We start from the raw sequence: 22,874 nt of genomic DNA, 5'->3' as shown, positions 1-22,874 counted from the left end.
AGGCTTAGAAGGTGACTCCGCTCTCTTCGGGCAGCACCTGGTAGTCGACGCTGGTCATCTCGGTGAACCGGCTGTAGTAGATGCCCCTTGCCTCCGGGACGACGACTCCCTGGTGGATGGGCACCGCGCGCGTCGGGGCGACCGCACGCAGATAATCGACGGCCTCGGCGATCTTCATCCACGGGGCCGCGGTGGGAGCAGCCAACACGTCGACCGGCTCGTCGGGAACGAACAGCGCGTCACCGGGATGCATAAGCCTGGCGCGGTGGTCCGCATCGCCCACTAGATACGAAATGTTATCTATCACAGGGATTTCCGGATGGATCACGGCGTGGCGGCCGCCGACCCCCCGCACCGTCAGCTCCCCGACCTGCAGCTCGTCGCCGACGTGCACCGCCTGGCACGGTGTGCCAAGCTGGGCTGCGGTCTGCGGATCGGCGTAAAGCGCGGCATCCGGATTGCCCTCGAGCAGCGCGGGTAACCGGGACATATCGACGTGGTCGGGATGCTGATGGGTGATCAAGATGGCCGACAGACCGGTGATTCCCTCGAAACCGTGCGCGAAGGTACCAGGGTCGAACAGCACGTTAGTGTGGTCGAACTCGGCAAGTAAGCAGGAATGCCCGAAATGCGTCAGTTGCATGTCAACGATTGTGCCCCCACGGGGGTGGTGGCGGTGCGCATAGCTCTGGCCACAATGCTGGTCGCCGGGAGCCTCGTGTGGGCGTTTGTCGTGGTGGTGCCGGCGCCCGCGGAGCCCGAGGCCTGCCCGCCCGTATGTAATCAGATTCCCAACACCGCCTGGATCGGTCAGCGCGCGGTGCCGCTGAATCCGGTCTACAACTGGCCCGCGCTGGCGGGTCTGGCGGTGCCGCTGACCGGGGCCGCGAACGGGCTGCGGTTCCGCTTCGAGGAGCTGTGCGGCGCGCGGGCGGCGCCGCAGGACCCCCGCGCCGGGGCCGTGGTCGCCCGCGCCACCGTCGCTCACCCGGACGGCCAATGGCAGTTGCAGGCGCAGGTCCTGCACTGGCGCGGCGACACGGCTCGCGGCGGCCCGATCGCGGCCTCGGTGTTCACCAATGCGGTCGCGGCACTGCGTGGCTGCCAGCAGGGCGCACCGCTGCAGTCGCCGTCGGTCACCGTCGACGAACCGAGCCGGATGGCCGCGGTGATCAGCGGCCCTGTCGTCATGCACAGCTACCTGATCGCGCATGTCGCCAGCAGCACGGTCAGCGAGCTCACCCTGTGGTCTCAAGCGCCGCCGCAGGTGCCCTGGCCCTCGATGGCGGACAATCAGGTGCTGGACTCGATGACCACGCCCCTGTGCGAGGCCTACATCGCCTCGTGTCCGTGAGCCGCCGGCCGTGCCGCTCGCCGGTAGAGTTGTCGTTCGGGGCGGACGTGAGGAGGAGACGACGGTGGCACGGGTGATCGTGAGTGTGATGCCCAAGGCGGAGATTCTCGACCCGCAGGGTCAGGCGATTGTCGGCGCGCTCGGCCGGCTCGGTCATCCCGGCATCTCAGATGTTCGCCAAGGCAAGAGATTTGAACTCGAGGTGGACGACTCCGTCGACGATGCCGCGCTGGCCGAGATCGCCGAATCGTTGTTGGCGAACACGGTGATCGAGGATTGGTCGATCACCCGGGAACTGCTGTGACGGCACGCATCGGTGTCATCACCTTTCCCGGCACCCTCGACGACGTGGACGCCGCGCGCGCGGTGCGTCGCGTCGGTGCCGAGGCCGTCAGCCTGTGGCACGCCGACGCCGACCTCAAGCGCGTCGACGCCGTCGTGGTGCCGGGTGGCTTTTCCTACGGCGACTACCTGCGAGCAGGGGCGATCGCCAGGTTCGCCCCGGTGATGTCCGAGGTGGTGCACGCGGCGGGGCGCGGCATGCCGGTGCTGGGAATTTGCAACGGTTTTCAGGTGCTGTGTGAGACCAGGATGCTGCCCGGAGTGCTGACCCGCAATGCCGGCCTGCACTTCGTCTGCCGCGACGTTTGGTTGCGGGTGACGTCAACCTCGACGGCGTGGACGTCGCGTTTCGACAGCGACGCGAAGCTGCTGGTTCCGCTGAAGTCCGGCGAAGGCCGCTACGTGGCGCCCGAGAATGTGCTCGACGAACTGGAAGGCGAGGGTCGGGTGGTGTTTCGCTACCACGACAACATCAACGGCTCGCTGCGCAACATCGCCGGCATCAGTTCGGCCAACGGCCGTGTCGTCGGGCTGATGCCGCATCCCGAGCACGCCATCGACGCGTTGACGGGACCGTCCGATGACGGGCTGGGGCTGTTTTATTCGGCGCTCGACGCTGTGCTCGCAGTGTGAACGGAAACACCTGCGGCACTTCATAATTCCGTAAGAATTGCCGAAATGGCCCCAACGGCCCGGTGCGACCCGCGTTCTCAGCCCGCGTCGAGCACCATGGGTGGCGCCGTGGGCGGCATTTCCGAGATCGGGGCCAGCTCGGCGAAGAACTCGATCGCCGCCGCGATGCCGTGGTCGACGAACGTCGCGAATTCATCGAAGTCGACCTGCCCCCGGACCCGCCGCGTGCTGCGCGCGAGGACGCCGATCCGCTTCGGGTCCGAGGACCTGCGGACGGTCACCACGAGGTCGCGGTTGTGGCGATTCCAGCTGTCGGCCAGCTCGGCCAGCTCGGCGCTGTCGGCGGCGGGGAAGAAGCAGCCGGGGGTGACTTGAATAGTGAACTCGTCGTGGTGCCAGCGCGAGATCCCGAGGTGCACATGCAGCCGCCTCGGACGGGTGTTGGCGACGTAGAAGAATTCGCCGTTGTGCTGGCCGCGGAAGTAGCGGCTGCCGCGGGTGCACAGGTAACGTTCGATCATGTCTGCGGACAACGCCTCAGTCGTCATGAAACAAATGGTGAGGCTTCGGCCTTTGCGAATCCTAGGAGCCGAACTAGACGACGCCGAAGAATCTGTTGAGAATCGGCTGAGTTTATAACGCCGCGGTCACCGGATAATGTCCAACAATACTCTGGCGAAGACATTGTCCGGCAACGGAATCCGCTCGAGCTATGGCACCGGGTCCAAATCGATGCGCACCGTCAGCAAGTCGGTGCCTAACGCTCGCACCAGTGAGCTGTTGAAACGAGGCAGGGTTGCCAGCCGCGCTAGCGCATCATCGTCAGGCAGCGGGTGCGCGGTTCCGGTGCGCCAACGCCCCCGGATACGAACTCGCACCCGGCTGTTCGCCTGGATATTTTGGATGTAGTCGGACGTGCCACCGTGGTCGGAGACCAACCAGAAGGCCGTGCCATCGAGCCGCCCGCCGATCGGGGTGCGGCGCGGGCGCCCGCTGATACGGCCGGTGGTCTCCAGCAGTACCTGGGTCGGTAGACGTCGGGTGATCGGGTTCGCGATATGCCGATGGAAGAAGCTCACCCGCCGCCTTTTGCGGTCGGGGGCGGATATATCTGTTCGCATACCACCTAGCATTGTCGAGACTATTGGTCTCGTCAAATTAAAGCACTAGCCTTCAGCCTGTGACGACACGGCCGCACACCGGCAGCCGCCGCAACGACGCGGCCGAGCATGCCATTCTGCGCGCGGCCGCCGAACTGCTGGCGGTTGAGGGGGGCGCGCCGATCAGCGTGGCGGCGATCGCGGCGCGGGCGGGAGTGGGTAGACAGACCATCTATCGATGGTGGCCTTCCAAAAGCGCGGTGTTGCTTGACGCGATGATCCAGCGGGCCGACGAGGTGGCGCCCGCCCCCGACACCGGTGATCTGCGTAACGACTTGCGGCTGTTCCTGCGATCGACCTTCGCAGCGGCGCCGGCCAACCGCAGCCTGCTGCTGGGGGTGCTGCGAGAAGCGCTGGCCGACGCCGCCACGATGGGGCGATTGTCGGCTTTTGCCGCCGCACGGCGCGACGCGCTGACGCAAATTCTTGAACAAGCGCGGGCCCGCGGACAGCTTTCGTCGCCCGACGTTACCGACGCCGTCGTCGACCAAGTATTCGGGTTACTCTGGTACCGAATGATTTTCGGGCACCGCGCGTTCGACGAGCGCGCTGCTGACGATGTCGTGACCGCTGTGTTGCTGCAACTCGGCGTGAGTCAGGAGGGGCAATCGTGGGATTCACGGTAGACCGCGTTGACCATATCGTGTTGAACTGCAACGACGTTGGGGCCACGGCGGCGTGGTACGAGCGGGTGCTGGGCATGCGAAGGGAATCGTTCGGCCCCACCGGCAGGACCGCGCTGCGCTTTGGCAACCAGAAGATCAACCTGCGCCCCGTCGGCGCGCTGGCCGACGACCCTGAGTGGGTCACCGGGGCCGTCGAGGCCGCCGGCTCCGAGGACCTGTGTTTCATCACCGATTCGTCGCCCGAGGAAGTGCGCGCTCACCTGGCCGCCTGCGGCGTCGAAGTCACCGCGGGGCCCGTGACCAGGGCCGGCGCGCTGGGGCCGATGACCTCGCACTACTGCCGGGACGTCGACGGCAATCTGGTCGAGATCGCCGTCTATTGAGCGTCTTTGAGGGGATGTAGCGCCGGCAGGTTGACCACGATGGCCTCCTGGGTGCTGCGCGCGATGACCACTTCCGCGTCGTTGTCCGGGTCGGGGTTTTCCTCGCGGTGCGGCAGATATGGCGGGATGAACACGTAGTCGCCAGGCTTCGTTGCGATGCGGACCTCTTGGACTCCGTCGTGAAAGACGAACTCGGGGTTGCCGCTGCGCACGTAGATCGCGGTCTCGGACTCGCCATGGTGATGGTTGGCCGACGCGCTCTGGGGCGAGGCGTGGGTCTCGCCCATCCACAGCTTCTCCGCGCCGACCGATCGACCGGACAGGGCCGCAAAGCGGCGGAGTCCGTCGGATTGCGCCGTATCCGAACTGATGTCCGACGCCTTGATGTGATGAACGCGGTTGTTCGCCGCCAGCTGCTGCTGTGCGTCTTCGAAATCCGGGTGAAACCCGTCTGTGGTCGCCACCTGCACTCCTTCGAAAGTCGTTCAATCAGCAGAGTCCCGTTACGCCCCAGAAAGTCTCAGCCACAGCTCGCTGACCGTCGGGGAGTACGGAACCGCGTGTCACGGCCGAGCGACGGGCACCCGCCCGGCGACGGCGATGGCCGAGTGCGGCATCTCCGTGGCAGCCGGTCCGACCAAAGTCACGCCGAGTATCGAGTATATAGTGCCTGTCCTCGTCGACCACCATACGTGCCCGACCGGTATATCTGTCGGCATAGAGCTCCCAGGACGACATCGCCGATCTCGACATCGACGCCGCGAGCGCGGTGGCCCGCGGCGGCGGCTTGCCGGGCGGTCAGCCCGACGGCGGCGTGCAGTCCGATCGGCCTCGCGCCGAGAACCACAACGTCGAATTCGTTGGTTTCTGCCACGGTCGTCAGCTCCTTCCGGTGAGCCGCTCGGCGAGCTCACGGAGGTCATTCACCACCAGGTGCGGCCGCGGCAGACCGTCGACCGGAAGCGGCGGATTGCCAGGCCGGGTGATCTGCGCGCCACCGAATCCCGCACTTTGCGCACCCAGGGTGTCCCATGCGTGGGCGGCCACCATCATGCAGTCGGCGGGCGCCACGCCGAGCTCGCGACAGGCGTGCTGATAGACCACCGGCGACGGCTTGAAGGCGCGGACGGATTCGACACTGAGCTGACGCTCGAAAAATCTTGCCAATCCGGCATTTTCGAGCGGTGTCGGCACACTCGGCCGGTGCGGCGAATTCGTCAGCGTCGCCAGCCGGAAGCCCCCGTCGCGCAAGGCGGTTAGCCCGGGAACAGCATCGGGATGCGCCGGCATGGTACGGAGCAGCGTGTGCAGACGGGCGAGGTCGTCGTCGGTGACGGGCGTCTGATGGATCGCGCCCAGCATGCGCAGCACGCCTTGACCCAGCTCGAAGAAACTCACGTACCGTCCGGCGAGCGTGATCGTCATCGAATACATGATCAGCTGACCGAACCACTCGCGCAATACCCGCTCGTCGTCGAACAGCTCCCCGAAAAGCGGTGCGATGGAATCGATATCGATCAGCGTTTCGTTGACGTCGAACACCAGGACCGACGGCTTTGCGGTGTTCATCGAGCGCCCCCTCTCGGCGAAGTCAGCTTGACTGCGCCGTCAGTCCATCACGACGACGACCTTGCCGCCGGCGCCGTCCTCCGCGGCCTGGTGGGCCTCGCGAATCTGGTCGAAGGAGAAAACCCGGGCCGGCTTGGCGTCGAGCTTGCCGTCGGCTACCTGCTGCGCGATGTCGCTCAACGGTACGTCGGAAACTTCGAAACCGGGGTTTCCGAAGTGCGGACTGGCGAAGAAGCTGAAGCTCACGCCACTGGGCATGCGTGCCAACGGGTTGAAGTCACCGATCGGGGCAAGCCCGCCCAGCCAGCCCGCCAGGCAGGCGCTGCCTCCCCGACCCAGCATGTCCAGCGAATCGAGGATGGTGCTGTTGCCGACGAGATCGAGGACGGCGTCGATCCGCTTGGCCTCGGTGATATGGGCGGCGAGGTCGGGCCGTTCCAATTCAGCGCGCGACGCGCCCAGTGCCTCCAACATGGGAAAGCGGCTCTCGCTGCGCGCCGTGGCGATGACGTCCGCGCCCACGGCGACGGACATCTTGAGTGCGGCCTGACCCAGTGCCGACGTCGCACCGCGGATCACCAGTGTCTGCCCGGCCGTCAGATCGAGGTTGCGAAACAGGCAGGTCCACGCGGTCGCGTAGGTCTCCGGCAGCGCGGCCAAACCTGACCAGGGTAAGTCGGATTCGATCAGCGCGACGTTCGCGGTGCGCACCCGGGTGTATTCGGCATAGCTGCCGTTGATCGTCCGGCCCAGGCCGCCCATCAGGGCCGCGACGGTAGCGCCCACCGGAAACTCGCCGCCGGGGCACGAGTCGACCAGGCCCACGCATTCGATGCCGCTGACCTCGGCGGCTTCGGCCCACTCGCCCCGGCGCATGTGTAGCTCGGCGTGGTTGATGCCGAAGCCTTTGACCTGGATCACCACTTCGCCGGTCTTGGGCAGCGGCTTGGGTAGGTCGGTATAGACCAGGCGGTCGAGCCCGCCGAACCCCGTCAGGATGATCGCGCGCATCGTCTCCCCGCCGGCCTGTTCGCGGACCACGGCCGGGTGGGTGGGCAGTGCGGCAGTGGTATTCCCGGCCTGACTCATGGCGTTGCCTCTGTTCGAATCGTCGGTGCCAACCGGGAGATCGAAGCGGACTCGATCCCAGAGCGGACATAACTGGGTTGTATAGCCCATTATTATGGGCGACGCAGCCCAAAGTTGTCCAGCCGAGCCCACCCTAGGACTTGGGTTGGCGTCGAGCCGAACGCGGCCGGCGCTTGCCCGATTCGGGCTGGGGTCCAAAGGATCGCACGTACTCGACGGCGGCATTGACGGCGACCCGTAGCGGCTCGGCGTCGCCGGTGGTGTGGGTGATCATCGCTCCGCCCTGGTGCGCGACGACCAGCGACACCGCGAGGTGTCGCGGATCGGCATCGGGCCGCAGCTCCCCGTGCTGGCGCATCGTTGTGAGACCCGCCCGGAACAGCTCAAGCCACCGGTCGTACCCGTCGGCCAGATCGTCACGAACCTCTTCGTCGGAATCGATCAATTCGCCGGCCAGCGAACCGTATACGCAGCCGCCCACCCGGTAGACGGTGTCGACGTCGGCGACGCACGCGTCGGCCCAGGCCTGCAGCGCTTCGATGCTGTCCAGCGCGCGGAGCTGTGGCTGGGTGTGGAACGCGACGACATCGCCGCTGCGGGTGGCGATGACCTGGCGGGTCAGCTCGCGCTTGTCCCGGAAGTAGTGCGCGATCTGCGACCCGCCGACGCCGGCGGTCTTGCGTACCTCGTCGATGCTGGTGTTGGCCACGCCGCGCCGGAACATCAGTCGGGCGGCGACCTCGATGATGCGTGCCCGTGTCGCCAGACCTTTGCTGGTGAACCGCGCTGTGTTGCTGTCGCTCACGGCGCCGTGCCGCGGCCGCGGCGGGGCCGGCGCGCGGGGCGCGGCATCCGTTCGGCGGGATCGGCGGCGAACATCCGTAGATAGTTGACACCGAATCGGGTGGCATCCGCGTGTGGCCATTCGGCCCGATAGGTGAAGGCCAGGGTCGCGCCGCCCTGGTGGGCGGTGACGATGACCAACGCCAGACGTCGTGGGTCCGCCGCAGCCTGTAGTACGCCGCTGTCTTTCATTCGCCGAATCGCCGCTTCGAGCAACTCGACCCACTGCCAGTAGCCGTCGCCCAAGGAGCGCCGCGTTGCCTCGTCGGACTTCGCCAACTGTGCGGCCAGGGCATGGTAAGTCGTTGTGCCGCCGGAGGTTCCGATGCGCCTGAGGTAGCGCAGGTTGAGATCGATCCACCGCTCGAAGTCATCGAACGAATCCAGCTCGCCGAGCTTGGGCTGGCGATGGAAGTCCAGCACCACGCCGATCTGGCGCCGGACGACCGCGCGAATCAGGGCGCCCTTGTCGGCGAAGTAGTGGGCGAGCTGAGAGCCGCTGACCGATGCGGCTTTACGGACATTCTCCATGTTCGCGGCCGACAGCCCCTGGGTGACGATCAGTTCGGCGGCCGCCTGCACGATCCTGTCGCGGGTGGCGCGCCCCTTGGCGGTCAACCGTTGTTCGTCGTGAACATCGGGATGGGCCATCGCGTCAGGCTAACCCGCGAACACCGCCGAATATGGGATATCCAGCCCATTGCCGGCCGTGCCGTCCGCGGGTCGCGGTCAGGTGGACACGCGTTCCCCGAGGAACGTGCGAATCAGCCCGGCGACCTCGTCGAGCGCGGACTCCAGCAGGAAGTGTCCGCCCTCGAGCAGATGGATCTCGGCGTCAGGCAGGTCGTCGGCGAACGCCTCAGCCCCGGCCGGCCCGAAGATCTCGTCCCCGCGGCCCCAGACCGCCAGCAGCGGCACCTGGCTGGCGCGCAAGTACTCGTGCACCCGCGGGTACATCGGCGCGTTGGTGGCGTAGTCACGGAACAGTTTCAGCTGCACCAGGTCGTTGCCGGGGCGGGACAGCAGGGCGTAGTCGTGATGCCAGGCGTCGGGGTCGACCAGCGTCTCGTCCGGTACGCCGGTGACGTACTGCCAGCGGGTGGCATCCAGCGTCAGGAAGTTGCGCATCGGCGCCTCGGTGTCGGGAGTCTGCTCCCGTTGGTATTCCTCGACGATCTTCCAGAAGCTCTCCACGAATCCGGCGTCGTAGGCATTGCCGTTCTGGCTGATGATCGCCGTGATGGCCGACGGATCGCGCAGCGCCAGCCGCCATCCGATCGGGGCGCCGTAGTCCTGGACGTAGATTGCGTACCGGTCGGCGGCGAGCCCGCGCAGCAGGCCCGCCGTCAGGTCGGTCAGCGCGTCGAATGTGTAGTCGAACTCCTCGACGGACGGCGCGTCGGACAGGCCGAACCCGAGGTGGTCGGGTGCGATCACGTGGTAGCGGTCGGCAAGCGCCGGGATCAGATTCCGGAACATGAACGAACTCGTCGGAAAGCCGTGCAGCAGGACAACGGCGGGAGCCGCCGGATCGCCGGCTTCACGGTAGAACAGCCGATGACCGTCTACGGTCGCGTAGCGGTGATGAACAACCGGCATGAGATGCCTCCTGCACCGTCTCGGATCGTGCCCAATTTGGGATGTGCAACCCAGTATGCACCAAACTCGAAATCCCGCAACAGCTCTGTACGAGTTGACCGCCGGCCTACCCGCCCATATTATGGGCTGTACATCCCATTTTGTCCCGGAGGGAGTGCGGATGGGGAACACGTTGCAGGACAAGACCGTTTTGGTCGTCGGCCGTGGCAGCGGAATCGCGCGTGCGGTTGCTTTGCTGGCGCACGCGGAGGGCGCGCATGTCATCGCGGCGGGACGGGACCGGGGCAAACTCGCCGACGCTTACTCCGAGACCGGCATCGACGCGGAGGTGGTCGACTTGACCGACGATGCGTCGATCGCCGCGCTCGTCGAGCGAACGGGCGCCGTCGATCACCTGGTGTCGACGGCCTCGGCACGCGCGCGCGGCAACCTGGCCGACCTGGACCGTTCCAACCTTCAGCTGTCTTTCGACACCAAGGTCATCGGGCCTACGATGTTAGCGAAAGCCTATGTTGCCCAAGTCAATCCGGGCGGATCGTTCGTCTTGTTCGCCGGGGTCCATGCGTTCAAGCACAACGTCGGGTATCTGGGGGTGGGCATCACCAACGGAGCGGTCGACTTCCTCGCTCGCTGGCTTGCTGTGGAGCTCGCTCCGATCAGGGTCAACGCGATCTCGCCCGGGGTGATCGACACCGGCGCCTGGGACGCGCTCGGCATGGACGGCAAGCGTGACTACTTCCGGCACGTCGCCGCCGGCAACCCCGTCGGGCGCATCGGAACCCCCGACGACGTGGCCGGTGCCGTGTTGTTCGCCATGACCAACACATTCATGACCGGCATGACGCTCAAGGTCGACGGCGGAGAACCGCTGACGTAGGCTTTGCGCGAGGCTCGGGCAAACCGAGGAGGCGCTGTGGGCAGGCTTGTTTCGGTCAACGTGGGCATGCCCAAGAACGTGCACTGGCACGACAAGACCGTCTACACCGGCATCTGGAAGACACCCGTCGAGGGACCGGTGATGGTGCGCCGGCTCAACATCGACGGGGACGGCCAAGGCGATCTGGGCGGCCACGGCGGCGAACAACGCGCCGTCATGGTGTACCAGACCGAGTCGTACGACTTCTGGAGCAACTACCTCAACCGCGGCGACCTGGTCCCGGGCCACTTCGGCGAGAACTTCACCATCACCGGGCTCGCCGATAGCGAAGTCTGCATCGGCGACCGTTACCGCATCGGCGAGGCCGAATTCGAGGTGACTCAACCGCGGGTCACCTGCTTTCGGGTCGGTCTTCGGCTCAACGAGCCCGAGATGCCCAATCTACTTGTGGCCCAGCACCGTCCGGGCTTCTATTTTCGCGTCGTCACCGAAGGTCACGTGCGTGCTGGCGACGACATCGTGCGAACCCGCCGCGGACGTCATGGGCTCAGCGTCGCCGACGTCGACGCGCTGCTCTATCTGCCCGACCGTGACATCGGACAACTCCGCAAGGTCATCGACGTTCCCGCGCTCAGCCCGGGCTGGCAACAGTCATTCAACGACATGCTGGACGAGCAGATCAGCGCCGCGTCCGCAACTGCGCCACGTCATGAACCCGGGTGGGCGGGATTCCGCCCGCTGCGGGTTACCGCGATACGTCGGGACAGCCCTCAGGTGATGTCGATCGATCTGCACGCCGACGACTGCAGCGCGTTGCCGCCGGTGCCGGCCGGTCAGTATCTGACCGTGCGGATAACCGGTGCCGCACAGCCGCCGCCGCTGCGCAGCTACTCGCTGTCCGGCGACCCCGGCGCGGGCGAGTACCGCATCAGTGTCAAGCGGGAAGATCACGGACTGGTGAGCCGATGGCTGCATGAGCACGCCGCACCCGGATCGGTCATCGAGGCTGCCGCGCCGCGGGGCGATTTCTATCTGACCGCCGGTGCCGACCCGGTGGTATTGCTCTCGGCGGGAATCGGCATCACCCCCGTCCTGGCGATGTTGCACGCGCTGTCGACCGCGCGCAGCACCCGCGAAATCTGGTGGCTGCACACCACGCGAAATCCCGAAACCCAAGCTTTTGCAGACGAAGTCACCAGCCTGGTCGAGTCGCTGCCGCGCGCCCGGCAGCTGACGTTTTTCACGCAGACCCAGGGACGCCTGGGCCAGCCGGCCGTCGCGGCGCTGGGGTTGCCGCCCGATGCCATCGCATACCTTTGTGGCCCAACACAATTCATGAACGACATGCGCGAAGCGCTCATCGGATGCGGGCTCGACGCCGCAAACATCCACAGTGAGTTGTTCGGTGCGCTGCCGCCGGTCAACCCGGGCATCGTCGACGGTGCGCCCCGCAGAGCGCCGCACCCGCCCGCCGGGATGTCGGGTACCGGGCCATCAATCACGTTTGCGCGCAGCGGGCTCAGCGTCAACTGGTCGGCCGGCTACCCCTCGATCCTCGAGCTGGCGGAGGCCTGCGACGTCCCGACCCGGTTCTCCTGCCGCAGCGGCGTCTGTCACGTATGCGAGACCGGAGTGGTGGCCGGTAGCGCCACGTATGTGCAAGCGCCGCTGGAGGCGCCCGACCAGCGCACGGTGTTGATCTGTGCTGCGGCCCCGGCCAGCGACCTGGTGTTGGATCTGTAGCGCTAAGCGGCGATCGCGCGCTGGCCGCCAGTCGCGTGCAGTACTGGTCGGTCGACGTTTGTTCCGCTACGGCGTCAGTGGGACGGCGGCCTCCGCGGTGTAGCACAGGAATGTCAGCGTCTCCTGCAGATACAACTGGACGCTGTCCGCGTCGTGGCTGGTGTACCCGATCGACACATCGGTTCCCAGCTGCAGATCGAAATCGCCGCCCCGGGTGGTCAGCACGAACGCGCCGTCGATGGCCGGCGCCCAGATGATGTCCCCGGGTACCAGCCGGTCGATGTGTTCGAGGATCGGATATCCGTGCTCGGTGGTCTCGCTGACCTTGGTGTAGACGTCGGCGGACAGCAGCACCGAGTAAGGCCCGTCGACGCCGGCCAGTCGCAGTTCGGAAATCGCCTGAGTGACGACGTCGGGAATTTCGCGGGGATCCGACGGCAGCGTCAGCGACTTGTTGGAGCTGGCGGAGCGGATACCCTCGATCGAGGCAGCGGCGTAACCCTCGAAGATAGCCCGGTCCTCGACGAACGCAAGTTTCTTGGCGGCCTCCTTGACCGGATCCCAGTCGGCGTCCTGCGCGCCGCGCTCGACGTTGTCGATTTCGGCGCGCGATAGGGTAAACGGAACCCGCAGCCGCACAAGGGGTTTACTGTCCCGCAGGTGGGCAACCACACCGCCGGTGGGTGCCTCGACGTCGCGCAGGCGGCCGGTGCTCACGGCGGCGGTCACCGGTCCGCCGGGGTCGCTGACGTCGACAACCCGGCGCCCCGCGATATGACGCTTGAACGTCCGCGTCGCCTCCAATTCGATTTCGCCCCAAGCGACGTCGGTGACCGGAGCCAGATTGCGATAGAGGTTGTTCGTCATGAGGTGGTTCCTTTCAGGCTGCCGATCGAAAGTGAGCCGTCTGCAGACGTGGCCGCCGCCGGGTGCCCGGTCGCCGGTGGCGCGGGCAACGGCGGGGGGTCGTCGAGGAAATCGACGGTGGGCGAGAAGAACAGGCCGCCGGTGACCGCGGTGGAGAAGTCCAGCACCCGGTCGGTGTTGCCCGGCGGATCGCCCAGAAACATGTTTTTCAGCATTTGTTCGGTGACCGCCGGCGTGCGCGAGTAGCCGATGAAGTAAGTGCCGTACTCGTCCTTGCCGAGCTCACCGAACGGCATGTTGTGCCGCACGATCTTGAGCTCGGTGCCGTCGTCGTCCTCGATCACGTTGAGCGCGATGTGCGAGTTGGCCGGCTTCACGTCGTCGTCGAGTTCGATGTCGTCGAGCTTGGTGCGGCCGATCACTTGCTCCTGCTCGGTGACGGACAGGGATTCCCATGACTGCATGTCGTGCAGGTACTTCTGCACATGGACGTAGCAGGAGCCGGCGAAATCGGGGTCTTCGTCCCCGATCTCCGTGACGCTCACGGCGATCGGGCCGTCCGGGTTTTCGGTGCCGTCGACAAAGCCCAGCAGGTCGCGATTGTCGAAGAACTTGAAGCCGTGCACCTCGTCGACCACCGTGACCGCGCCGGCCATCGACTTCAGAATGCGGCCGGCCAACTCGAAACACACGTCCAACGTCTCGGCCCGGATGTGGAAGAGAAGGTCGCCGGGCGTGGCCGGCGCGGTGTGTCGTGGGCCGGTCAGCTCGACGAACGGATGCAACTCGGCGGGCCGGGGCCCGTCGAACAACCGGTCCCACGCGGCCGATCCGATCGAGGCGATCACCGACAGACGCTTGGTGGGGTCCCGGAAGCCGATCGCCCGCACCAACCCAGATATGCCCGGCAGCGCGTCGTGCACGTCCGCTTCGCCGCCGTCGTCGATGGTGGCTACCAGAAAGATGGCGGCAGGCGTCAACGGCGCGAGCACGGGTTGCGGCTGTACCGAAGGCACATGGGCGACCTTAGCAAGGAGCCGCGCATCAAGGCCCAGCGTGAACTGCGCGGACGGGGGCAGCGATGATGGTGGACATGTCGGCCAGTGCCGCAGGCCTCTGCGAATTCATCGACGCCTCCCCGTCGCCGTTCCACGTCTGCGCAACGGTGGCCCGCCGACTGCTCGCCTCGGGATACGCCGAGCTTCGCGAAGCCGAACCGTGGCCCGGTCAACCGGGCCGCTACTTCACCGTGCGCGCCGGCTCGCTGGTCGCCTGGAACAACGCCGAATCCGGCGGCCAGTTCCGGATTGTCGGGGCACACACCGACAGCCCTAATCTGCGCGTCAAACAGCATCCCGACCGGGTGGTCGGGAGGTGGCAGGTGGTCGCGCTGGAGCCCTACGGGGGAGCCTGGCTGAACTCCTGGCTGGACCGCGACCTGGGCATCAGCGGCAGGTTGTCGGTGCGCTCGAATGATCGAGGCGGCGGGGTCGACCATCGGCTCGTCCGGATCGATGACCCGATCCTGCGGGTGCCGCAGCTGGCCATTCACCTGGCCGAGGACCGCAAATCGCTGACGCTGGATCCGCAGCGGCATGTCAACGCGGTGTGGGGCTCGGCCGCACCAGGCGACCGACCGCGCTCCTTCGTCGGCTACGTCGCCGAGCGGGCCGGGGTGGCGCCGGCCCACGTACTGGCCGCCGACCTCATGACGCACGATCTGACACCGTCGTCGGTGATCGGCGCCGACACCAGCCTGGTGAGTGCCCCGCGGTTGGACAACCAGGCCAGTTGCTATGCGGGCATCGAGGCGTTGCTGGCCACCCAGCCACGCGATTTCGTGCCCGTCGTAGTGCTTTTCGATCACGAGGAGGTTGGCTCGTCGTCGGATCACGGGGCGCAGTCGAACCTGCTGAGCACCGTGCTGGAGCGCATCGTGCTGGCCGGCGGCGGCAGCCGGGAGGACTACTTGCGGCGACTGCCGGTCTCGCTGCTCGCCTCGGCCGACATGGCGCACGCCACCCATCCCAACTATCCCGAGCGGCATGAGCCGGGGCATCCGATCGCCGTCAACGCCGGGCCGGTGCTCAAGGTGCATCCCAACTTGCGCTACGCCACCGACAGTCGTACGGCGGCGGCGTTCGCGTTGGCATGCGAGCAGGCCGGAGTCGGGCTGCAGCGCTACGAGCATCGCGCCGACCTGCCGTGCGGGTCGACGATCGGCCCGCTGGCCTCGGCCCGGACCGGCATTCCCACCGTCGACGTCGGCGCCGCGCAGCTGGCGATGCATTCTGCGCGGGAACTGATGGGTGCTAACGATGTGGTCGCCTATTCCGCTGCACTGCAAGCGTTTTTCTCGCCCGCGGCATAGGGTCGGCGGTATGGCGCTCAACGTGGAGATGATCACGATCGACTGCAGTGACCCCGCGACGTTAGCCGGGTGGTGGGCCGAGCATTTCGACGGCACGACGCATGACTTGCTCGCGGGTGAATTCATGGTGGTTACCTTGTCGGAAGGGCTCCAGCTCGGATTCCAGAAGGTGCCAGATCCCACTCCCGGGAAAAACCGCGTGCACCTCGATTTCGGTACGTCCGACGTGGAGGACGAAGTGTCGCGGCTGACAGCGGCCGGGGCCGTCGAGGTGGGGCGGCACAGCTTCGGCGATGATTTCCGCTGGGTGGTGCTGGCCGACCCCGAGGGCAATGTGTTCTGCGTGCTTCCTCAGTAACCCGTCACCCCGTCGAGCAGCGCGTCGACAAGTCCGTTGAGTCCGGGGCCTGCACCGCTACTGGTGAGCGCGTGGAAGAGCAGGGCGCCGACCAACGCGTGCGCGACGGCATCGACGTCCGCGCCGGCACGGAGCTCTCTGTCCTCGACCGCCCGGCGGAGTCTGGTCGTCAACCCGGCCAGCTGCGGCGCGCTCAACTGCTCATAGAGATCCTCGCCGTCGCCCGGCCGGGCGACGGCCGCCGCGACTAGAGCCCGCACCAACGCGGCGTTGGCCGGCTCGGCCAGAAACTCGGCGTGCTCGTTCAGCCAAGAGCGCAGGTCCGCGCGGATGTCGCCGGTCTGGGCGACCGGAAACGACCCCGATCCGCCGTACGCCTCCAGCACCGCCTCGGCGACCATCGGCGCCTTCGAGGGCCAGCGCCGGTAGAGCGTCTTTTTCCCCACCCCCGCGTGGGCCGCGACGCTTTCCATCGACAGGTCGGCGTAGCTGCCGGCGGTGAGAAGTTCCCGGGTGGCGTCGAGGATTGCGTGATGCAACCGGGCGTCACGCGGCCGCCCCACCCGTTCGGTTGGCCCTGGCGGTGCGGCGTCGGAGTGGGCTAACGTCATGGTGACTATCGTTAGGAAACGATACGTGTCGATTCTGGGATGGGGCTCATCGTTGAGCGCTACCTCGTTGACGGTGCCCAAAACCTGGGATGACATCACCCCGGAATGGATGTCGGCGGCGCTGGCCGCGGATTTCCCCGGCGTGCAGGTCGAGACGGTAGGCGTTGAGCTTCGCGACGACGGCACCAACCGACGCGCCCGGTTGGGGGTCACCTATTCCGGTGGCGCGGGCCCGGCGACGGTCTTCGTCAAAGCCGCCGACCCCGCGCACAAGGCCCTGATCCGGTTGACCAGCGGCATGTTCCACGAACCGCGGCTGTTCACCTGAGGGGTGGAGCTGCCGCTGGAACACCCGGCCGTCTACACCGCCCTGATCGACGAGGCCGACTACGACTTCGTTCTGGTGATGGAGGATCTGCTGCCCAGCGGTGAGGTCGGCTTCCTGGACTGGCAGGTGCCGCGGCGCGGCAACTGGTCGCTGGATCTCGGCTAATTCCTGCAGGGCGCACTGACCGTCGAGGACCGGCGCTCCAGCGAGCGTGACCTCCTTGCGGAGTACCGCGACTCGCTGGGGCTGCCGGCCGACGAGCTGCCCGGGGCCGACGAGATCTGGCTGCGTTACCGGGCGTCGGTGGCACACGGGTTGACGCTGTGGTTGGTGACGGCCAGCGCCGGTGAGTGGCAACGCACCGACGTCTCTGTCGCACTGGCACAACGGTATTCGTTCGCCTACGCCGACCTCGACGCCGCCTCGGCGCTGGCCGAGATCGCCTAGCCGGCTCAGCGCTCGTCGAGGTAGAGCGGGTCGTCGCTGCTCGTTCCGTTCGTGCTCGACGCGGACGGCGGACGACGCCTGTCGATGTTCACGACGTTGACGACCTTCGGGACTCCGCTCGACGTCACGCTCGCCGAATTGGCGGTCGCATTGTTCCATCCGGCCGACGCCGAAAGCGCCCGCCTGCTGCGCGGCGGGTAGCTCTTTACACTGTGTGCGTGACTGTCTCCGGAACCGGCGCCCGCACCCACGTGGCCGACACCGTCGAACACGCGGCCGCCACCCCCGATCAGCCGCAACCGTTTCGTGAGCTGGGTCTCAAAGAGGACGAGTACCAGCGAATTCGAGAGATCCTGGGCCGCCGACCCACTGACACCGAGCTGGCGATGTACTCGGTGATGTGGAGCGAGCACTGCTCGTACAAGTCGTCCAAGGTGCATCTGCGCTACTTCGGCGAGACCACGACCGACGAGATGCGCGCCCGCATGCTGGCCGGTATCGGCGAGAACGCCGGCGTCGTCGATATCGGCGACGGCTGGGCCGTGACCTTCAAGGTGGAATCGCACAACCACCCGTCCTACGTAGAGCCGTACCAGGGCGCGGCTACCGGAGTGGGCGGCATCGTGCGCGACATCATGGCCATGGGTGCGCGACCGGTCGCGGTGATGGATCAGCTGCGGTTCGGCGCAGCCGACGCGCCCGACACCCGGCGCGTGCTCGACGGCGTCGTCCGGGGCATCGGCGGCTACGGCAACTCGCTGGGCCTGCCCAACATCGGCGGCGAGACCATCTTCGACGCCTCGTATGCGGGCAACCCCTTGGTGAACGCGCTGTGCGTTGGGGTGTTGCGCAAGGAGGACCTGCACCTGGCATTCGCCTCGGGTACCGGCAACAAGATCATCCTGTTCGGTGCGCGCACCGGCCTCGACGGCATCGGCGGCGTGTCAGTGCTGGCGTCGGAAACTTTTGGCGGCGACGAGGGCGGGGGCAGCGGCAACAAGAACAGAAAGAAACTGCCCTCGGTGCAAGTGGGCGACCCCTTCGCCGAGAAGGTGCTAATCGAGTGCTGCCTCGAGCTGTACGCGGCGGGTCTGGTGATCGGCATCCAGGATCTGGGTGGCGCCGGATTATCCTGTGCGACATCAGAACTCGCCTCGGCCGGCGACGGCGGCATGCGGGTCGAGCTGGAGACCGTTCCGCAGCGCGCCGCCAACATGACGCCCGCCGAGATCCTGTCCAGCGAATCGCAGGAGCGCATGTGCGCCGTCGTCGCGCCCGAGAACGTCGAGGCGTTCCTGGCCGTGTGCCGCAAGTGGGAGGTGTTGGCGACGGTGATCGGCGAGGTCACCGACGGCGATCGGCTGCGCATCACCTGGCATGGCGAGACGGTGGTCGACGTACCGCCCCGCACGGTGGCTCACCAGGGCCCGGTCTACCAGCGGCCGCTGGCGCGTCCCGACACCCAGGACGCCTTGAACGCCGACACCTCGGCCGGCTTGCCTCGCCCGGCCACCGGTGAACAGCTGCGCGCGACTCTGCTTGCGCTACTTGGCAGTCCGCACCTGTGCAGCCGCGCGTTCATCACCGAGCAGTACGACCGCTACGTGCGGGGCAACACCGTGCTCGCCGAGCACGCCGACGGCGGTGTGCTGCGCATCGACGAGTCCACCGGCCGCGGCATCGCCCTGTCGACCGACGCCTCGGGACGCTACACGCTGCTGGATCCCTACGCTGGCGCCCAGCTGGCGCTGGCCGAGGCGTACCGCAATGTCGCCGTCACCGGGGCCACCCCGGTCGCGGTGACCAACTGCCTGAATTTCGGCTCGCCGGAAGACCCCGGCGTGATGTGGCAATTCTCCCAGGCGGTCCGAGGCCTGGCCGATGGCTGCGTGGCCCTGGGGATTCCGGTCACCGGCGGCAACGTCAGCTTCTACAACCAAACCGGATCCACGGCGATCCTGCCGACACCGGTGGTCGGCGTCCTCGGCGTCTTGGATGATGTGAGCCGACGTCTTCCTACTGCCCTAGGCAGCGAGCCGGGGGAGACCCTGATCTTGCTGGGCGACACCCGCGACGAGTTCGATGGTTCCGTCTGGGCGCAGGTGACCGCCGACCACTTGGGCGGTTTGCCGCCGATCGTCGACTTGGCGCGCGAGAAGCTGTTGGCCGAGGTGTTGAGCTCGGCGTCCCGCGACGGGTTGGTGTCCGCGGCTCACGACCTGTCCGAGGGCGGGCTGGCCCAGGCCATCGTGGAAGCGGCGTTGGCGGGTGAAAGTGGTTGTCGCATCGTGCTTCCCGACGGTGCCGATCCGTTCGTGGCGCTGTTCTCCGAGTCCGCCGGCCGGGTGCTGGTGGCGGTGCCGCGCACTGAGGAGAGCCGGTTCCGCTCGATGTGCGAAGCGCGCGGGCTACCCGCCGTGCGCATCGGGGTCGCCGATCGCGACTCCGACGCGGTGGAATTCCAGGGGTTGTTCACCGTGCCACTGGCCGAATTGCGTGCGATGTCCGAAGCGGTGTTGCCCCGGCTCTTCGGCTGAGGGGGTTCCGGCGTCTAGGCGTCCGGTGCCCGGTGAGCGCCGGGTCCCGGTACGGGTCGCAGTTCCTGTGCGCCCAGGATGGTGTCGTCGTGCGCGCACCGCACGATGGCTTCGACCGGGTGGCCGCAGTCGCGGTGTAACACCTCGACGGGTGGGCCCTCCGGGCCAGCCTCCCAGCGGTTCCCCCATTGCATCAGGGCGATGACCACCGTGATGAGATCCAATCCCTTTGTGCTGAGCCGGTATTCGTGCCGCTCCCGTTGTCCGGGCTCGCGGTAGGGCACTCGCTCGAGTATGCCGGCCTCGGTCAGCTTCGTCAGACGTTCGCTGAGGATGTTGCGTGCGCATCCGATGCGCGCTTGGAACTGATCGAAACGGCGTGCGCCGTAAAACGCCTCCCGCATCACCAGCAGGGTCCACTTCTCGCCCACGACATCGAGCGCGCGCTTGATCGAGCAGTTATCGGCGATGTAGCGATCGCGCAGCTCGGACATAACGATCAGCCTATCAGGGTTTGACATTGCAACCCAGCTCCAGCTAGCCTGCGTTGTGTTAGGCAACCCAGGGTGGATGCGCCAGGCCCGCCCCTGACCGGGAAGGCACAGCCCGATGCCCATGCTCGACGTCTACATCCCCGAACAGGCGTTGCCCGCCGAGGCGGAACGCCAATTGCTGCGGCGGCTCGCCGAGATCCTGATCGAACACGAGGGAGCCGATCCGTCCGACCCCGTCGCGCGGTCGCTGGCCAAGGTCTGGCTGCATCGGCCGGCGGCCATGCTGCACGCCGGCGACGTACCGTCGGCCCCGCACTACAAGGTGATCGCCTCGGTTCCGCAAGGGCAGCTCGATGACGTGCGGGCTGCCAGCGCCTTCGCCGCCATCACCGACGCAATCCTGGCGGCTGAGGCAGGGCGTTACGACCAAGACCCCCTGCGGATCTGGGTTATCGGCAACGAGATCCCCGAAGGCAATTGGGGTGCGGGCGGACGGGCCGTTCGGCTCGCCGACATCGCTGCCACTGTGCTTCGCGACGTCGACAAAGGGCGCGAGTATGCGCAGCAACGCCTAGCCGGCCGGCGGGCCGTGTTCGCGGGATCCTCCGATGGCTGACCTGACGGCCGGCGTCGGTGTGCCCTCGATCCCGGAATGGGCCATCCCCGGACGAATTCCGGCGATCCCATCGGCGCCCCCCACCGGCGGGAGACGTATCGCGCGCGTCATCGCCAACACCGTCGTGACCGTCTGGGCCGCGGTCGCAACATCTCGGCCCAGACGAACGCCCACCCGACCCCACTACCACCGGCGCGAGGAATTCGTCGAGGATGCCGCGATGTCTCGCGAAATGTTCCGGCTGTGAGCTGAATTTCCCTGTAGAGCAGGTGTTTTCGGCTAGGAGTGCACGCGGTCGAGCTGGTCGGGCACGACGCCGCCGTCCGGTCGCGCCAGCGGTACTTGGTCGCCGTTGGGCTGGTCGAATCCCTGTGTCGCACACGGGTACGGCGGGCTGATGCCCAGCGGCTTGATGAACATCGGATTGACCAGCCAGCGCCCGTCGAGATCCGCGTAGGCGCGGCACATGACCTCGATCTGGTTGCGGTTGATCACCAGGCGCAGCGCGGTCGCATCTGAAATGAACGTGACATCGCCGTCGGAGTCGCCGGCCGCGAACACCTGCCGGAGTTTCTCGGGCAGTTGATCGAACGACGCCGGACCCTGGATGCCGAATACCTGCTCGTTGACCCGGCAACGCTTGCCCTCGTTGTACGGCACGGAGGGCTCTCCGCCGCACTGAGCCAGACGCGCCGTCAGGACGTCACCGTCGTGTTCGGTGCGAGTGCCCATCGCGCGATCCTCGGAGATACCCAGCTCGGCCGCCCAGACCCGCAGCACCGGCTCCGGGGACGCGGAGATGATCCGTACATCGAATCCGTTGTCCTGCATCGTGGCGATGAGGTCTCGCATCTGTGCGTAGTAGCGCACCCACGCGGCGCGGCGGACACTGCCGATCTGTTGCTCGGCGCCTTCGGCTGCGTCGAGGCTCTCCTTGCGGGCCGCTTCGACGAAGCCGGTCACCTCGGCGTCGGTCCAGCCGGCCAGTAGTTGCGCCGCCAAGACGGCGCCGGGGTCGATACGGCGGTGGTTATAGCCAGTGAACGCCGTTGTGCCCGAACGTGTTTGGCGGTTGGCATACACCGACATCAGCTCGTCGGCGCAGCCGGTGTCGGATCCGGTGGGCAACGGCTGACCTGGAGCCGCGAGCCCGCCGCATGCGGCCGCCAAGGCCGCCGCCGCCGGCGGCGTCAGATAAGGGTTGGTGGTGCTCCAATCCCCGCTGGCCGGTTGACGCACCTTGGAGTTGCGCATCATCCAGAACAGGGTCATGTCGCTGATGGCGTTCCTCACGACGGTGTTGTCGAAGTCGAACAGTGCCAGGGGCGCGCCGTCGGCCGTCGACCCCAGTTTCCCGCAGCTGCCCAGCTTGCCGATCATCGCGTTGATGCGGTCGCGATTGTCGCCGTACCACCCCGGATCGGCGGCCACGGTGCGGCAGTGAGCATCCGAGGTGTCGCCCTCTGAATAGTCGCCGGAGTCGCCGCAGCCGGCCACCAACAGCATGGCCCCGGTCATTGCGGAAGCCAGGAGCCGGCGCGCCGCGACCGCGGCGCGGTCTGCAGGCCTCCGCGCAGCGCAGTGGTCGTTGCGGGGAGGCCTCATGATTCTGAGACCCTAGGGTATGGCCGCCCGCGAGAGAGCCGATCCGGCCAAGACCCGGCAGGTCGTCCTGGCCGTCGTGGACTGGTTGCGCGACGAATCCCGCCCGGCCCCGGACCGGACCGCCCTGGCGACCGCCGTTCGGCTCACCGCGCGCACCCTGGCCGCGCTGGCGCCCGGCGCCGGCGTCGAGGTCCGCATTCCGCCCTTCGCGGCGGTGCAATGCATCGCCGGGCCGCGGCACACCCGCGGCACACCACCCAATGTCGTCGAGACCGATCCGCGGACCTGGTTGCTGCTCGCCACCGGGATGTTGACGCCGGCCGACGCCAAGACGAACGGTTTGCTAACGCTGTCGGGCTCGCGAGCGGGTGAAATTGACCACTGGCTGCCGTTGTTCGATGTCGGCGAAATATAATTCTGAA

General features: G+C 66.9%; 28 protein-coding genes and 2 pseudogenes. 15 read left to right on the top strand and 15 right to left on the bottom strand.

Annotation, left to right across the window (positions count from 1 at the left end):
* Positions 1–4 precede the first annotated feature (4 nt).
* The gene (locus tag MSG_RS21920) at positions 5–643 is read right to left on the bottom strand and encodes an MBL fold metallo-hydrolase (RefSeq protein WP_096442969.1); all 639 of its coding nucleotides are present in this window, start codon (positions 641–643) and stop codon (positions 5–7) included.
* On the opposite strand from MSG_RS21920, the gene MSG_RS21915 reads away from it, so the two are divergent.
* From MSG_RS21915 to purQ, 3 genes are all read left to right on the top strand, one after another.
* Positions 620–1,354: an ATPase gene (locus tag MSG_RS21915; RefSeq protein WP_096442967.1), complete on the top strand. Its 735-nt coding sequence runs from the start codon at positions 620–622 to the stop codon at positions 1,352–1,354. The two genes, MSG_RS21920 and MSG_RS21915, sit on opposite strands and share 24 nt — an antisense overlap.
* A 64-nt stretch (positions 1,355–1,418) precedes the next feature.
* Positions 1,419–1,658, top strand: coding sequence for a phosphoribosylformylglycinamidine synthase subunit PurS (gene purS / locus MSG_RS21910; protein ID WP_096442965.1), 240 nt, complete (start codon positions 1,419–1,421; stop codon positions 1,656–1,658).
* Complete coding sequence (purQ, locus tag MSG_RS21905) at positions 1,655–2,329, top strand: phosphoribosylformylglycinamidine synthase subunit PurQ (RefSeq protein WP_096442963.1); 675 nt, start codon at positions 1,655–1,657, stop codon at positions 2,327–2,329. Before purS ends, purQ begins: the two co-directional genes overlap by 4 nt.
* Positions 2,330–2,406: 77 nt before the next feature.
* Here purQ and MSG_RS21900 read toward each other — a convergent pair whose 3' ends face one another.
* Both MSG_RS21900 and MSG_RS21895 read right to left on the bottom strand, forming a co-directional pair.
* Positions 2,407–2,877 carry a YbjN domain-containing protein gene (locus MSG_RS21900; RefSeq protein ID WP_096442961.1) on the bottom strand — a complete coding sequence of 157 codons (471 nt, stop codon included), beginning with the start codon at positions 2,875–2,877 and terminating at the stop codon, positions 2,407–2,409.
* A 162-nt stretch (positions 2,878–3,039) separates the two neighbouring features.
* Positions 3,040–3,450: a nitroreductase/quinone reductase family protein gene (locus tag MSG_RS21895; RefSeq protein ID WP_096442959.1), complete on the bottom strand. Its 411-nt coding sequence runs from the start codon at positions 3,448–3,450 to the stop codon at positions 3,040–3,042.
* Positions 3,451–3,509: 59 nt separating this feature from the next.
* Here MSG_RS21895 and MSG_RS21890 point away from each other — a divergent pair, with 59 nt between their 5' ends.
* A complete protein-coding gene (locus MSG_RS21890) occupies positions 3,510–4,115 on the top strand; it encodes a TetR/AcrR family transcriptional regulator (RefSeq protein WP_096442957.1) in 606 nt (201 codons plus the stop codon).
* Positions 4,100–4,498 (top strand): VOC family protein, encoded by a 399-nt coding sequence (locus MSG_RS21885; protein WP_096442955.1) that lies wholly within the window; start codon positions 4,100–4,102, stop codon positions 4,496–4,498. Before MSG_RS21890 ends, MSG_RS21885 begins: the two co-directional genes overlap by 16 nt.
* Here the strand turns inward: MSG_RS21885 and MSG_RS21880 are convergent.
* The 7 genes and pseudogenes from MSG_RS21880 to MSG_RS21850 form a co-directional block, all read right to left on the bottom strand.
* On the bottom strand, positions 4,492–4,962 hold the full coding sequence (locus MSG_RS21880) for a cupin domain-containing protein (RefSeq protein ID WP_096444724.1): 471 nt from the start codon (positions 4,960–4,962) through the stop codon (positions 4,492–4,494). The two genes, MSG_RS21885 and MSG_RS21880, sit on opposite strands and share 7 nt — an antisense overlap.
* Before the next feature lie 102 nt (positions 4,963–5,064).
* Positions 5,065–5,312: pseudogene (locus tag MSG_RS25740) on the bottom strand (pyridine nucleotide-disulfide oxidoreductase); the annotation flags it as partial.
* 65 nt (positions 5,313–5,377) lie between these two features.
* Positions 5,378–6,067: a haloacid dehalogenase type II gene (locus tag MSG_RS21870; RefSeq protein WP_096442953.1), complete on the bottom strand. Its 690-nt coding sequence runs from the start codon at positions 6,065–6,067 to the stop codon at positions 5,378–5,380.
* A gap of 39 nt (positions 6,068–6,106) precedes the next feature.
* Positions 6,107–7,156, bottom strand: coding sequence for a zinc-binding dehydrogenase (locus MSG_RS21865; RefSeq protein ID WP_162899264.1), 1,050 nt, complete (start codon positions 7,154–7,156; stop codon positions 6,107–6,109).
* A 133-nt stretch (positions 7,157–7,289) separates the two neighbouring features.
* Positions 7,290–7,961, bottom strand: a complete 672-nt coding sequence (locus tag MSG_RS21860; RefSeq protein WP_181159214.1) for a TetR/AcrR family transcriptional regulator — start codon at positions 7,959–7,961, stop codon at positions 7,290–7,292.
* Positions 7,958–8,650 carry a TetR/AcrR family transcriptional regulator gene (locus MSG_RS21855; protein ID WP_096442949.1) on the bottom strand — a complete coding sequence of 231 codons (693 nt, stop codon included), beginning with the start codon at positions 8,648–8,650 and terminating at the stop codon, positions 7,958–7,960. The genes MSG_RS21860 and MSG_RS21855 overlap by 4 nt, the downstream gene beginning before the upstream one ends.
* A 78-nt stretch (positions 8,651–8,728) precedes the next feature.
* Entirely contained in the window at positions 8,729–9,598 is an 870-nt protein-coding gene (locus MSG_RS21850) for an alpha/beta fold hydrolase (RefSeq protein ID WP_096442947.1), read from the bottom strand.
* A gap of 160 nt (positions 9,599–9,758) precedes the next feature.
* Here MSG_RS21850 and MSG_RS21845 point away from each other — a divergent pair, with 160 nt between their 5' ends.
* Both MSG_RS21845 and MSG_RS21840 read left to right on the top strand, forming a co-directional pair.
* Positions 9,759–10,475: an SDR family oxidoreductase gene (locus MSG_RS21845; RefSeq protein WP_096442945.1), complete on the top strand. Its 717-nt coding sequence runs from the start codon at positions 9,759–9,761 to the stop codon at positions 10,473–10,475.
* A gap of 36 nt (positions 10,476–10,511) precedes the next feature.
* Positions 10,512–12,218 carry an MOSC and FAD-binding oxidoreductase domain-containing protein gene (locus tag MSG_RS21840; protein WP_096442943.1) on the top strand — a complete coding sequence of 569 codons (1,707 nt, stop codon included), beginning with the start codon at positions 10,512–10,514 and terminating at the stop codon, positions 12,216–12,218.
* Between the two features lie 66 nt (positions 12,219–12,284).
* Here MSG_RS21840 and MSG_RS21835 read toward each other — a convergent pair whose 3' ends face one another.
* Positions 12,285–13,085, bottom strand: coding sequence for a family 1 encapsulin nanocompartment shell protein (locus MSG_RS21835; RefSeq protein WP_096442941.1), 801 nt, complete (start codon positions 13,083–13,085; stop codon positions 12,285–12,287).
* Positions 13,082–14,101, bottom strand: a complete 1,020-nt coding sequence (locus tag MSG_RS21830; protein WP_096442939.1) for a Dyp-type peroxidase — start codon at positions 14,099–14,101, stop codon at positions 13,082–13,084. The genes MSG_RS21835 and MSG_RS21830 overlap by 4 nt, the downstream gene beginning before the upstream one ends.
* Before the next feature lie 77 nt (positions 14,102–14,178).
* Between MSG_RS21830 and MSG_RS21825 the strand changes: the two genes are divergently transcribed.
* Both MSG_RS21825 and MSG_RS21820 read left to right on the top strand, forming a co-directional pair.
* Entirely contained in the window at positions 14,179–15,456 is a 1,278-nt protein-coding gene (locus MSG_RS21825; protein ID WP_162899263.1) for a M18 family aminopeptidase, read from the top strand.
* A gap of 10 nt (positions 15,457–15,466) precedes the next feature.
* Positions 15,467–15,814 (top strand): VOC family protein, encoded by a 348-nt coding sequence (locus MSG_RS21820; RefSeq protein ID WP_096442935.1) that lies wholly within the window; start codon positions 15,467–15,469, stop codon positions 15,812–15,814.
* Here MSG_RS21820 and MSG_RS21815 read toward each other — a convergent pair.
* Positions 15,808–16,425 carry a TetR/AcrR family transcriptional regulator gene (locus MSG_RS21815; protein WP_096442933.1) on the bottom strand — a complete coding sequence of 206 codons (618 nt, stop codon included), beginning with the start codon at positions 16,423–16,425 and terminating at the stop codon, positions 15,808–15,810. The genes MSG_RS21820 and MSG_RS21815 overlap by 7 nt on opposite strands.
* Before the next feature lie 52 nt (positions 16,426–16,477).
* On the opposite strand from MSG_RS21815, the pseudogene MSG_RS21810 reads away from it, so the two are divergent.
* The 3 genes and pseudogenes from MSG_RS21810 to purL all read left to right on the top strand — a co-directional run bounded on the left by MSG_RS21810 (position 16,478) and on the right by purL (position 19,737).
* A pseudogene (locus tag MSG_RS21810) lies at positions 16,478–17,200 on the top strand (hypothetical protein).
* Positions 17,201–17,251: 51 nt separating this feature from the next.
* Positions 17,252–17,401 (top strand): hypothetical protein, encoded by a 150-nt coding sequence (locus tag MSG_RS21805; RefSeq protein WP_197705006.1) that lies wholly within the window; start codon positions 17,252–17,254, stop codon positions 17,399–17,401.
* A 50-nt stretch (positions 17,402–17,451) separates the two neighbouring features.
* Positions 17,452–19,737 carry a phosphoribosylformylglycinamidine synthase subunit PurL gene (gene purL, locus MSG_RS21800; RefSeq protein WP_162899325.1) on the top strand — a complete coding sequence of 762 codons (2,286 nt, stop codon included), beginning with the start codon at positions 17,452–17,454 and terminating at the stop codon, positions 19,735–19,737.
* A 14-nt stretch (positions 19,738–19,751) separates the two neighbouring features.
* On the opposite strand, the gene MSG_RS21795 is transcribed toward purL, so the two are convergent.
* A complete protein-coding gene (locus MSG_RS21795) occupies positions 19,752–20,231 on the bottom strand; it encodes a winged helix-turn-helix transcriptional regulator (RefSeq protein WP_096442931.1) in 480 nt (159 codons plus the stop codon).
* A 115-nt stretch (positions 20,232–20,346) separates the two neighbouring features.
* Here MSG_RS21795 and MSG_RS21790 point away from each other — a divergent pair, with 115 nt between their 5' ends.
* Together MSG_RS21790 and MSG_RS21785 are read left to right on the top strand one after the other, a co-directional pair.
* Complete coding sequence (locus MSG_RS21790) at positions 20,347–20,847, top strand: Tautomerase enzyme (protein ID WP_096442929.1); 501 nt, start codon at positions 20,347–20,349, stop codon at positions 20,845–20,847.
* Positions 20,840–21,094, top strand: coding sequence for a hypothetical protein (locus MSG_RS21785; RefSeq protein ID WP_096442927.1), 255 nt, complete (start codon positions 20,840–20,842; stop codon positions 21,092–21,094). The genes MSG_RS21790 and MSG_RS21785 overlap by 8 nt, the downstream gene beginning before the upstream one ends.
* Positions 21,095–21,126: 32 nt before the next feature.
* On the opposite strand, the gene MSG_RS21780 is transcribed toward MSG_RS21785, so the two are convergent.
* On the bottom strand, positions 21,127–22,365 hold the full coding sequence (locus tag MSG_RS21780; RefSeq protein ID WP_232011099.1) for an HAD family hydrolase: 1,239 nt from the start codon (positions 22,363–22,365) through the stop codon (positions 21,127–21,129).
* 106 nt (positions 22,366–22,471) lie between these two features.
* Between MSG_RS21780 and MSG_RS21775 the strand changes: the two genes are divergently transcribed.
* Positions 22,472–22,867 carry a sterol carrier family protein gene (locus MSG_RS21775; RefSeq protein ID WP_096442923.1) on the top strand — a complete coding sequence of 132 codons (396 nt, stop codon included), beginning with the start codon at positions 22,472–22,474 and terminating at the stop codon, positions 22,865–22,867.
* The last annotated feature ends 7 nt before the right edge of the window (positions 22,868–22,874 follow it).

The organism is Mycobacterium shigaense, from assembly GCF_002356315.1.
In the GTDB taxonomy this organism is placed as follows: domain Bacteria; phylum Actinomycetota; class Actinomycetes; order Mycobacteriales; family Mycobacteriaceae; genus Mycobacterium; species Mycobacterium shigaense.
Note: the sequence above shows the minus strand (reverse complement) of the source record. Positions and strands in the feature narration are given on the sequence as shown.

What these genes read in the sequence shown, in the direction of transcription:
- MSG_RS21915 (WP_096442967.1), top strand. Translation starts at nt 620, where the DNA reads ATGCCCGAAATGCGTCAGTTGCATGTCAACGATTGTGCCCCCACGGGG.
- MSG_RS21920 (WP_096442969.1), bottom strand. Translation starts at nt 643, where the DNA reads ATGCAACTGACGCATTTCGGGCATTCCTGCTTACTTGCCGAGTTCGAC.
- MSG_RS21900 (WP_096442961.1), bottom strand. Translation starts at nt 2,877, where the DNA reads ATGACGACTGAGGCGTTGTCCGCAGACATGATCGAACGTTACCTGTGC.
- MSG_RS21895 (WP_096442959.1), bottom strand. Translation starts at nt 3,450, where the DNA reads ATGCGAACAGATATATCCGCCCCCGACCGCAAAAGGCGGCGGGTGAGC.
- MSG_RS21870 (WP_096442953.1), bottom strand. Translation starts at nt 6,067, where the DNA reads ATGAACACCGCAAAGCCGTCGGTCCTGGTGTTCGACGTCAACGAAACG.
- MSG_RS21865 (WP_162899264.1), bottom strand. Translation starts at nt 7,156, where the DNA reads ATGAGTCAGGCCGGGAATACCACTGCCGCACTGCCCACCCACCCGGCC.
- MSG_RS21855 (WP_096442949.1), bottom strand. Translation starts at nt 8,650, where the DNA reads ATGGCCCATCCCGATGTTCACGACGAACAACGGTTGACCGCCAAGGGG.
- MSG_RS21850 (WP_096442947.1), bottom strand. Translation starts at nt 9,598, where the DNA reads ATGCCGGTTGTTCATCACCGCTACGCGACCGTAGACGGTCATCGGCTG.
- MSG_RS21845 (WP_096442945.1), top strand. Translation starts at nt 9,759, where the DNA reads ATGGGGAACACGTTGCAGGACAAGACCGTTTTGGTCGTCGGCCGTGGC.
- MSG_RS21835 (WP_096442941.1), bottom strand. Translation starts at nt 13,085, where the DNA reads ATGACGAACAACCTCTATCGCAATCTGGCTCCGGTCACCGACGTCGCT.
- MSG_RS21825 (WP_162899263.1), top strand. Translation starts at nt 14,179, where the DNA reads ATGTCGGCCAGTGCCGCAGGCCTCTGCGAATTCATCGACGCCTCCCCG.
- MSG_RS21820 (WP_096442935.1), top strand. Translation starts at nt 15,467, where the DNA reads ATGGCGCTCAACGTGGAGATGATCACGATCGACTGCAGTGACCCCGCG.
- MSG_RS21815 (WP_096442933.1), bottom strand. Translation starts at nt 16,425, where the DNA reads ATGACGTTAGCCCACTCCGACGCCGCACCGCCAGGGCCAACCGAACGG.
- MSG_RS21795 (WP_096442931.1), bottom strand. Translation starts at nt 20,231, where the DNA reads ATGTCCGAGCTGCGCGATCGCTACATCGCCGATAACTGCTCGATCAAG.
- MSG_RS21790 (WP_096442929.1), top strand. Translation starts at nt 20,347, where the DNA reads ATGCCCATGCTCGACGTCTACATCCCCGAACAGGCGTTGCCCGCCGAG.
- MSG_RS21785 (WP_096442927.1), top strand. Translation starts at nt 20,840, where the DNA reads ATGGCTGACCTGACGGCCGGCGTCGGTGTGCCCTCGATCCCGGAATGG.
- MSG_RS21780 (WP_232011099.1), bottom strand. Translation starts at nt 22,365, where the DNA reads ATGACCGGGGCCATGCTGTTGGTGGCCGGCTGCGGCGACTCCGGCGAC.
- MSG_RS21775 (WP_096442923.1), top strand. Translation starts at nt 22,472, where the DNA reads ATGGCCGCCCGCGAGAGAGCCGATCCGGCCAAGACCCGGCAGGTCGTC.